The sequence below is a fragment of the Microcystis sp. M090S1 genome (assembly GCF_020246295.1).
Lineage (GTDB): Bacteria > Cyanobacteriota > Cyanobacteriia > Cyanobacteriales > Microcystaceae > Microcystis > Microcystis aeruginosa.
In genome coordinates this window covers 1-8,944 of the sequence record NZ_JADBTF010000030.1, presented here as the reverse complement: position 1 = coordinate 8,944, position 8,944 = coordinate 1, and the positions used below count along the sequence as shown (strand labels likewise).

At 43.3% G+C, this 8,944-nt stretch carries 10 protein-coding genes and 1 tRNA gene; 8 read left to right on the top strand and 3 right to left on the bottom strand.

Translation table 11 applies throughout. The features are described 5' to 3' along the window. Positions 1 to 150: 150 nt before the first annotated feature. On the bottom strand, positions 151 to 927 hold the full coding sequence (locus IM477_RS01290) for an RNA polymerase sigma factor SigF (protein ID WP_287730198.1): 777 nt from the start codon (positions 925 to 927) through the stop codon (positions 151 to 153). A 356-nt stretch (positions 928 to 1,283) separates the two neighbouring features. Then, positions 1,284 to 2,360, bottom strand: a complete 1,077-nt coding sequence (gene ruvB, locus IM477_RS01285; RefSeq protein WP_287730197.1) for a Holliday junction branch migration DNA helicase RuvB — start codon at positions 2,358 to 2,360, stop codon at positions 1,284 to 1,286. Positions 2,361 to 2,383: 23 nt separating this feature from the next. Here ruvB and hisF point away from each other — a divergent pair, with 23 nt between their 5' ends. The 4 genes from hisF to IM477_RS01265 all read left to right on the top strand — a co-directional run bounded on the left by hisF (position 2,384) and on the right by IM477_RS01265 (position 5,238). Then, the gene (hisF, locus tag IM477_RS01280; RefSeq protein WP_002787034.1) at positions 2,384 to 3,148 is read left to right on the top strand and encodes an imidazole glycerol phosphate synthase subunit HisF; all 765 of its coding nucleotides are present in this window, start codon (positions 2,384 to 2,386) and stop codon (positions 3,146 to 3,148) included. A gap of 336 nt (positions 3,149 to 3,484) precedes the next feature. Then, positions 3,485 to 3,685 carry a hypothetical protein gene (locus IM477_RS01275; protein ID WP_002796074.1) on the top strand — a complete coding sequence of 67 codons (201 nt, stop codon included), beginning with the start codon at positions 3,485 to 3,487 and terminating at the stop codon, positions 3,683 to 3,685. A gap of 119 nt (positions 3,686 to 3,804) precedes the next feature. Beyond that, positions 3,805 to 3,877: transfer RNA gene (locus tag IM477_RS01270), tRNA-Ala, on the top strand. A gap of 311 nt (positions 3,878 to 4,188) precedes the next feature. Next, complete coding sequence (locus tag IM477_RS01265) at positions 4,189 to 5,238, top strand: AI-2E family transporter (RefSeq protein WP_287730195.1); 1,050 nt, start codon at positions 4,189 to 4,191, stop codon at positions 5,236 to 5,238. 193 nt (positions 5,239 to 5,431) lie between these two features. On the opposite strand, the gene IM477_RS01260 is transcribed toward IM477_RS01265, so the two are convergent. Then, a complete protein-coding gene (locus IM477_RS01260; protein ID WP_287730194.1) occupies positions 5,432 to 6,271 on the bottom strand; it encodes a reverse transcriptase-like protein in 840 nt (279 codons plus the stop codon). Between the two features lie 231 nt (positions 6,272 to 6,502). On the opposite strand from IM477_RS01260, the gene IM477_RS22840 reads away from it, so the two are divergent. The 4 genes from IM477_RS22840 to IM477_RS01245 form a co-directional block, all read left to right on the top strand. Further along, positions 6,503 to 6,745, top strand: a complete 243-nt coding sequence (locus IM477_RS22840; protein WP_353737891.1) for an Asr1405/Asl0597 family protein — start codon at positions 6,503 to 6,505, stop codon at positions 6,743 to 6,745. Between the two features lie 44 nt (positions 6,746 to 6,789). Further along, on the top strand, positions 6,790 to 7,365 hold the full coding sequence (locus IM477_RS01255; protein WP_190720375.1) for a (2Fe-2S) ferredoxin domain-containing protein: 576 nt from the start codon (positions 6,790 to 6,792) through the stop codon (positions 7,363 to 7,365). A gap of 293 nt (positions 7,366 to 7,658) precedes the next feature. Further along, on the top strand, positions 7,659 to 8,513 hold the full coding sequence (gene purU, locus IM477_RS01250; RefSeq protein WP_287730191.1) for a formyltetrahydrofolate deformylase: 855 nt from the start codon (positions 7,659 to 7,661) through the stop codon (positions 8,511 to 8,513). 113 nt (positions 8,514 to 8,626) lie between these two features. After that, a partial coding sequence (locus IM477_RS01245; protein ID WP_287730190.1) for a DUF3782 domain-containing protein occupies positions 8,627 to 8,944 on the top strand: 318 nt, incomplete at its 3' end.

Below are 8,944 nucleotides of genomic sequence, written 5' to 3'. Positions count from 1 at the left end.
TCGGGTGTGGGGTAAAATCGGAACGAGTAGGCTTTTTCCATACCTCACATTTTAGCATATATTTCGTAAATGTGCTAATATTTAACAGTAAAGCCGTCGTAGAACGACGGGGTTTCAGACCCAAATTTTCGATGAGAACCGATAATTTTGCTAAAATGCTTCCTGGACCATAGTTTCCTTGAGCATTTCTAAACCCTTTTTCACCCGACGGGAGACGGTAACAACACTAATGCCTAATTGTTCGGCGGTTTCCCGTTGAGTAAGATCCTTAAGGAAGACAAATTCGAGAATATGACGGGTTTTGTCTTCTAATTGAGCCAGTGCCTGTTGTAAACGAATGCGATCCTCTTGACAAAGTTGAAAGCTGCGATAACGGGGATCGGGAACGAGGTCTTTTAAACAAGTATGATTATCTTCATCGTTATTAACCGTCACATCGAGACTGAGGGGTTCACGGTTTTGGAAAGCCAGTTTTACCTCTTGCCATTCTTCGCTCGAAATATTTAAAGCGAGGGAGATTTCCGTATCATTGGGTTGACGATTGTAGAGGGACTGGAAATCCCGACGCACATTTGTCGCTTGTCTGCCTAAATCTAACCAACGACGAGGAATACGAACTGTATAACCTTTATCGCGCAGATGGTGTTGAATTTCGCCGCGAATATAGGGAATAGCGAAGGAGCTAAAAGCATGACCTTTGCTGCTGTCAAAACGCTTGATCGCCCGAATTAGTCCCATACAGCCAACCTGCACTAAATCTTCGTAATTTTCATGACATTGATTAACCCAATGATGAGCTTCCCTTCTGACTAATCCTAGGTTTAACTCCATAATTTGATCCCGTAACTTATTATCTCCCGTTTTTTGGTATTTTTGAAACAGGGTAAGAGTTTCCAGTTTAAGATTTTCTTTATTTAGGACAGACATAGGGCGCTAACAGACTTAAAAAATATTGACTATAAAAGATCACTATTGTGCAATTAGCTTTGACCAATCTCAATGCAGTGTAGATGAGAAGCGGCAAGCAATGTCAACAATGTAACTTACTACGATCATGATGATACGACCTTTATCTAAAGACTTGTGTGATTTGACGCGGTCGACCAAGTATTTAAAGACACAGATAAGCTGAAACCCAGGTAATTAGGGTTTGCGGCAAAAAGTTGTTACCAGGAGCAGGGCGTGGGGCGTGGGGTGTTGGATGTAGGGTGTGAATTTTCCCCCGGAAAAAGTCTTAATCCAACAAGGTTTTTAGATTTATTCAGCCAGCCCTATCTAGAAAACTAGAACTCAAACAAAGGTAAACTCCGATCCTTATTTTTCGGCAATTTCGCCAGTAAACCTAAATGTTCGTAGGCGGCTGCCGTCACCACGCGACCCCGGGGAGTACGATTAAGATAACCTATTTGTAATAAATAAGGCTCGTACACCTCCTCGATCGTCTTGGCATCTTCTCCCGTGGCTGCCGCTACCGCTTCCAATCCCACGGGTTTACCTTGAAACTGTTGGATCATCGTCTTTAATACTAATCGATCGGTCCAATCTAAACCCATAGAATCGACATTTAATTGATTTAATCCCTCATCGGCTAACTGGGGGCTAATAATAGTTTCTCCCTTCACCTGCACATAGTCGCGCACTCGTTTTAATAAACGATTGGCAATGCGTGGAGTTCCCCGACTGCGACGGGCAATTTCGAGCGCACCCGCTTCAGTAATGGGAATATTAAAAATAGTAGCACTTCTGAGAATAATTGCCGTCAATTCCTCAACTGTATAGAAACGCAGACGTTGAATCATGCCAAAACGATCGCGTAAAGGCGCAGTTAAAGAGCCAACTTTGGTAGTAGCACCGATTAAAGTAAAGGGAGGTAAAGAAATACTGCGAATTTTCGCCGCTTGACCCTTGCCAATCGTCACATCCAGGCGATAATCCTCCATCGCTGGGTATAATAACTCCTCCGTCACCCGATTCAGTCGATGAATTTCGTCGATAAAAAGAATATCCCGGGGTTGAAGATTGATCAGGATGCCGGTAATATCCCGGGGACGCTCTAAAGCGGGGGCAGCAGTAATTCGGCAATTTACTCCCATCTCAGCCGCTAAAATTAAAGCCATGGTGGTTTTTCCCAATCCCGGCGGTCCGTAGAATAGCAAATGATCGATCGCTTGTTGTCTAGCTTTGGCTGCGGCGATGGTGACTTTTAGATTAGCCTTTAAGTCCTGTTGACCGATATAATCCTCTAGGGATTGCGGACGAATCTGCGCTGCTGCTTTTTCCGTTTCTTCTATAGTGGGATTGGGAGTGAGCAGATTTTCCTCGGCAGCCGGGGGGGAATTGTGCGATCGTTTGATGGCCATTGTTACAATCAAGAGTCTAGGATATGTTAGCGAAGCGGATTTTGCCTTGTTTGGATGTCAATAAAGGTCGGGTAGTTAAAGGGGTTAATTTTGTCAATCTTCAGGATGCTGGCGACCCCGTGGAGTTAGCTCGCTTGTATAATCAGGCAGGGGCTGATGAGTTGGTTTTTCTCGATATTACTGCTACCCATGAAGATCGCGACACGATTATTGATGTAGTCTATCGTACGGCGGAACAGGTTTTTATTCCTCTGACCGTGGGGGGGGGCATCCAATCCTTAGAAAATATTAAAAATTTGTTAAGAGCCGGGGCCGATAAAGTCAGCATTAACTCGGCTGCCGTGCGCGAGCCGGAATTGCTCGATCGAGCCAGCGATCGCTTTGGTAAACAGTGTATTGTGGTGGCGATCGATGCTAGACGACGTAAGGATGGGCATAACCCCGGTTGGGAGGTTTATGTTCGGGGTGGACGCGAAAATACGGGTATTGATGCTTTATTATGGGCGCAAGAAGTGGAAAAACGCGGGGCGGGTGAGTTGTTAGTTACCAGTATGGATGCTGACGGCACGCAAGCGGGTTACGATCTGGCCTTGACAAAAGCGATCGCTGAAAGGGTGGAGATTCCTGTGATTGCTTCGGGAGGAGCGGGTAATTGTCAGCATATCTACGAAGCATTGACGGAAGGGCGGGCAGAAGCGGCTTTATTGGCTTCTTTGCTCCATTATGGTCAATTAACCATCGCTGAGGTCAAAAATTATCTGCAAAATCAACAAGTACCCGTGCGTTAGCCAGGGAAAATGAGAGCAAGATTTGCAGAACTTAATCTAGTGATTGAGTCGGTTTTCCTGAAAAAGGATTTCTTCAGGCTGCAACCCAAGAAGAGCAAGGTTTAGACCTAAGCTAAGACACATTTTAACCCCTTACTGTTGCCTCTTGCCGCTTGCCTCTTGCCTAATCTCAACAAGCAATTTAAATTCCCGGGCAGTTTATTACCGAAAGCTAACGGCCGACGGCTGATAGCCCCGATCGAGAAACCGGCAAAAATCCCTGTTTTTAACTTCAGTCCGATTATCCCTGGGGAAAATTATGTATTAGAATAGATGAAAGTTAACAAAATTTAAAATATGTTAGTTCCGATTCTCATCTTTGACCTCGGTCTTGTGGCTTGGTCATTGCATCTGATGCAGCAAGCGTTCGACAAGCAAGAGTTTTCCTTGATGCTGGCGGGAACCTTGGTGGCAGCAGCGGCAGCAGCTATGTTAGTAGTTTATTTCCTCATGGGTCACTGTTTAACCTATTTAACCCAAATTCCGGCTCCTGTCTAAATGGGGGCGATTGTTTCACCATTGTCTTATCAGCGATCGCCTTGGCAGTGACAAATTTTTTTCTCGTCACCCCTTGACAAAATAATTCTATTTAAGCTATATTCAAAAATGGTCTTCGCGGGGTTATAGCTCAGTTGGTAGAGCACCTCAATGGCATTGAGGGGGTCAGCGGTTCGAATCCGCTTAACTCCATAAGTACCTAAGCAAAATTAATTACACATCTAAGCCACTACTCCGTCAGACTTCTGGTGTGAGGAAACAGTGAACTGAAAACTCAAATCCGATCCCTAATAGCTGTCTCCCGTCTCCCGTCTCCTGTCTCCTGTCTCGGAGTCTCCTGTCTCGACTAGGAAATTAATTTTGCACGACTACTTACAGTTAGGATAAGAGTTTCAGGGTTGCTTGGACCAGAAAAGTAACGAGGAGATGCTAGATTGAAAGAGGATTTCTGGTTAGAAAAGTCTCTTTTTACCTCGATACTCTCTCAGGACAAAATTAGTTATATGATAGAGCTTTTTAAGCAACTACCTCGTTGGTTGCGGCTAAGTCTAGTTTTTCCGCTCTTATTTCTCAATGGTTGGTTATTATTCCAATTATTTAGCTACCTAGAACCCTTAGTCAGTATTTTGGTCACTGCTAGTTTACTAGCTTTTGTCTTAGATGTTCCCATCAAAGTGCTGCAAAGACGCGGGGTTAATCGCAGTGGTTCGATCGCTATTGTCTTTTTAATTGCCCTATTAATTTTGATTGTTTTAGGTTTAATTTTAATTCCCCAGATTGTCGAACAATTAAGCAGTTTAATCAATAGTTTGCCCCAGTGGATCGAGTCGGGAACCGAACAGATACAAAATTTAGAAAAGTGGGATAAAACTCAGAAATATGCGATTTATATCGAGCAATCAATCACCCAGTTATCGGAACGACTAACCAATGTTTTACAAACTCTTAGCACTCAATTACTGAGCTTTGTGCTGGGAACTATCAACAGTATCTTAAACATTCTATTTGTTCTGGTTCTAACCGTCTTTCTTGTTCTCTATGGCGAACAAATTTGGGAGGGAATTTTTAGCTGGATTCCTGCTCCCTGGAATCTCAAATTAAGAACGATTATTCGTCAAACTTTTGAAACCTATTTTGCCGGTCAAACCATTTTAGCGGGAATTCTCAGCCTTGCTCAAATTTTTGTTTTTGTGATTCTCAAGGTTGATTATGCCCTATTATTCGGGGTGGCGATCGGTCTAACTACATTAATTCCTTTTGCCAGTGCCTTTGCCATTATTGGCATTAGTACCCTACTGATGTTTCAAGATTTTTGGTTAGGGTTAAAAGTTTTGACCCTGACCATTATTGTCGGTCAAATTAATGATAATGTCATCGCCCCTCGGTTAATGGGAGGCATGATCGGACTTAATCCCGTCTGGATTATCCTATCTCTTTTTATCGGTGGCAAAGTGGCAGGAATTCTCGGTTTATTGATAGCAGTTCCCATCGCTAGTGTGCTGAAAAGTACCATCGATATCATCCGCTCGCAGCAAGGGAATTATGAATTATGAATTATGAATTAAGTAGGGATGCACAATTATTTGTAGGATGGGTTAGCGGTAGCGTAACATGAGCGGGCGTTGGGTTTCATGCTTCAACCCAACCTACGTTCATCTTATATTTAATTCCACCCACCCACTTATGAATTATGACTGATAACTGATAACTGATAACTGATTACTGATTACTGATTACTGACTACTATTAGGAGCGGCTAATTTCTTCGAGAATAGCCATCGCTTCTGTCACCCTATCCCTAGGGATAAATAAATGATCGTGATAATAACCAGAAATGACATTGACGCTAATTGCTGCTTCGGCCAGTTTCTCGCTAATTACCGCTAAAAATCCCACCGCCGCTAAACTAGAATGCACAGAAAGAGTAATTTGTCTATAAATATATTTGTACTGCAAATTCTTGCGATCGGCTTGCTGACGGGGAATAATCACCGTTATGCCTTCCTCTTCCTGAAATTGGCAGAGAGGGGTTAATTGTAGCTGTTCTAGTCCTGTTGCTGTTAGGGAAGAAAAAACGAATTCTTCGGTATTTAGGACTGGTTTCAGGGATTGGAGCAGAATATCGAGATTAGTTTCGCCTTCCTTTAGTTTTTCTGGCGATTTTTTCGCCGCATCCATACAATGATTGGCAGCAGCGTCAGCCAAACTATTTTTAGCTCGTTCAATCCAGCGCCAGCTAATGCGATCGAATCGGGCAACTAATTGACAAGCACGCTGATAAAAGGGACGTAAACTATCGCTTTTTACCTTCCAGTCTCCCTTAACTTGATTGATGACTAATTGACTGTCTCCGCGAATTTCTAGGCTTTTTAAGCCTAATTCTTGGGCTTTTTCCAATCCAATAATCAATCCCGTGTATTCGGCCTCGTTATTAGTGGCTCTCTCCATATATCTAGTCGTGGTCAAGGAATTACCCTCGGCTAAAACTATTACCGCTGCACCGGCTGCTCTCCCCGGATTGCCGCGAGAACCACCATCAAAATAGAGAATTGCTGAATTATCGGTTTTTTGAGCTTTTTTATCCATAATTTTCGTCAATAAATCTTGTTATCTCCATTTTTATCTCTTTGACAATTCTAGGCGGTAGCGATTCTGGGATCGGCAAAGCGGACAAGGCAACAATAGCAAGATTTTAGCCGATCGCCGCTACCGGGTAACTTTTTTTCTTCAGGTTATTGATAATTATTTGCAGTTGTCGGTTATACTGAGAACATCAGCCTAGAGTTATATTGCTAATAGTTCTCAATTAAAAGCCCCATGAGTATAGACAAATTGCCATCGGAAGGTGAGAAAATCTTCCCTCTTAGTGCTTGGGAGCGCTGGCAGCTCTACCACCGGCTGCAGACCCTGGACATTGAAGATAAATGCTCGCTCCATAAGCTTTTGCAGGTTCGCATCGATAGCCCCGCTCAACTTTTACAGCTGTGGATTGTCCTGCGACAGGTAGAGGCTTCCCGAGGCTGTTTAATCGATTGGCTGGAAACCTGTTGGCAGGCATAATCCTTGAGAAAAATTAGCAATCTGAGAGTAAAAAGTGAGAAAGTATGTCAAAATCTACAACTACCATGGTTCCCTTTCAAGTGGTCGGTCAATTCCTCGGTTTTGTCCTCAAGGACGGATATAAGGTAAAATACCTGAGAATCAGTGTTGATAAACGAGAATATTGGTTTAAGCCCGAAAAAACACTGCGAGACCACATACCTCTCAATATTGCTCTCCAATCATGGCTAAAAGTGACGGGAGAAAGTAGTCTTTGTTCAAAGAAGGGAAAATTAAAACTGAGGGTACTAGGGATCGAGCATTTATCTGGCGAAAAAAACCCAGAAGTCGCCCCGGCAAAAGCGAAAAAAGCCACCGTCTTAATCTGTCAGAAGTCCGATTGTTGGAAAAATGGCGGTGCGAGAGTCTGCCAAAGGTTAGAGAGTGATTTAGAGGAAAAAGGACTGGGAGAAGCGGTGAATATTAAATTAACTGGCTGTTTAAAACAGTGCAAAAAAGGGCCGAATCTGGTGGTTATGCCCGATAAAAAGCATTATAATCAGGTAGCTCCCCAAGATGTCCCCTCCCTGATCGAGCGGCATTTTGCCACTTCTGAGCAAGAGAATACTGTATCAGTTTAACCGGAAATTTAATCTGCGATCGCTCTTGACAAATGCTCTTTTTTGTGCAAAAAAGAGACTGGGTAGGCTGCCCGCGCATCTAAATTGGTCTATGGGCATAGGGAAACGCCGGAACTGCGGAACGGTAATGCCTCTTAGCTTGTCTAAAATTGTCCTACAGCCGTTCTCCGATAGATGGGGTACGTTTTTGCGACTGAAATCTTTACTTCGGCAAGGTTCAATTTATACTTTACCTTGACGAGAAAGGCCATACATTAGGGGATAGAAAAGTCAATTCTTGCCACCGATAATTTATGACTGGTACCACTGCAACCTTGTTAATTTCTTGTCCCGACCAGATTGGTCTGGTGGCGAAAATCGCTAATTTTATCTATGCTAATGGCGGCAATATTATCCACGCTGACCAACACACGGATTTTTCGGCGGGATTGTTTCTGATGCGGATAGAATGGCAATTAGAAGGGTTTAATTTACCCCGTGGGATGATCGAACCAGCTTTCGCCGCTATTGCCAAACCTTTGCAGGCTAGTTGGTCCTTACATTTTTCCGATACTGTCCCGCGTCTAGCTATTTGGGTGACAAAACAGGATCATTGTCTCCTCGATTTATTATGGCGACAACACGGGGGAGAAATTAGGGCAGAAATTCCTTTAATTATTAGCAATCATCCAGAATTACACTCAGTTGCCAATCAATTCGGTATTGAGTTTCATCATATTCCCATTACCGCCGAAACCAAGATTGAACAGGAAGCCAGACAATTAGAGTTACTGCGGGAATACCGGATATATTTAGTGATTTTAGCTAAATATATGCAGGTTCTCACTCCAGATTTTATTAACTTTTTCCCCAATATTATCAATATTCATCATTCTTTTTTACCGGCTTTTGCCGGAGCTAATCCCTATCAACGGGCCTACGATCGAGGGGTAAAAATTATTGGAGCCACCGCCCATTATATCACTGCCGATCTCGATCAGGGGCCAATTATCGAGCAGGATGTGGTCAGAGTTAGCCATCGCGATACCGTAGGAGATTTAATTCGTCAAGGTAAGGATTTAGAAAGGGGGGTGTTAGCGCGAGCGGTACGTTTACACTTGCAAAATCGCATTTTGGTTTACGCTAATCGCACGGTAGTGTTCGCTTAAAATGGGATAAGATGTACTGGACAAAAAAGACATCATTGCGGGTTAAAAATTAGGAAGTATCGGCGCAATTGACTAAAATAGCAATAGACCAGAGCAGAAGGAAAAAATTATCTATGGCAACTACATCCGAAGACGTATGGCGACTCTTAGCCGAATTAACTACCGCTCAAAAAGAAACTGACCGACAACTCAAGGAAACTGACAAACAACTCAAGGAAGTTAGTCAACAACAGAAGGAGACTGAACTACTATTGAAGGAAGTTAGTCAACAACAGAAGGAAAACGCCCAACAACAGAAGGAAACTGACAAACAACTCAAAGAACTGGGCAAACAAATTGGGGGACTCGGTGCCAAATTCGGCAGCTTTACCGAAGGACTTGCCCTTCCCTCAATGGAAACGATTCTCAGACAACGCTTTGGTATGGAAGTT

What these genes read in the sequence shown, in the direction of transcription:
- IM477_RS01290 (WP_287730198.1), bottom strand. Translation starts at nt 927, where the DNA reads ATGTCTGTCCTAAATAAAGAAAATCTTAAACTGGAAACTCTTACCCTG.
- ruvB (WP_287730197.1), bottom strand. Translation starts at nt 2,360, where the DNA reads ATGGCCATCAAACGATCGCACAATTCCCCCCCGGCTGCCGAGGAAAAT.
- hisF (WP_002787034.1), top strand. Translation starts at nt 2,384, where the DNA reads ATGTTAGCGAAGCGGATTTTGCCTTGTTTGGATGTCAATAAAGGTCGG.
- IM477_RS01275 (WP_002796074.1), top strand. Translation starts at nt 3,485, where the DNA reads ATGTTAGTTCCGATTCTCATCTTTGACCTCGGTCTTGTGGCTTGGTCA.
- IM477_RS01265 (WP_287730195.1), top strand. Translation starts at nt 4,189, where the DNA reads ATGATAGAGCTTTTTAAGCAACTACCTCGTTGGTTGCGGCTAAGTCTA.
- IM477_RS01260 (WP_287730194.1), bottom strand. Translation starts at nt 6,271, where the DNA reads ATGGATAAAAAAGCTCAAAAAACCGATAATTCAGCAATTCTCTATTTT.
- IM477_RS22840 (WP_353737891.1), top strand. Translation starts at nt 6,503, where the DNA reads ATGAGTATAGACAAATTGCCATCGGAAGGTGAGAAAATCTTCCCTCTT.
- IM477_RS01255 (WP_190720375.1), top strand. Translation starts at nt 6,790, where the DNA reads ATGTCAAAATCTACAACTACCATGGTTCCCTTTCAAGTGGTCGGTCAA.
- purU (WP_287730191.1), top strand. Translation starts at nt 7,659, where the DNA reads ATGACTGGTACCACTGCAACCTTGTTAATTTCTTGTCCCGACCAGATT.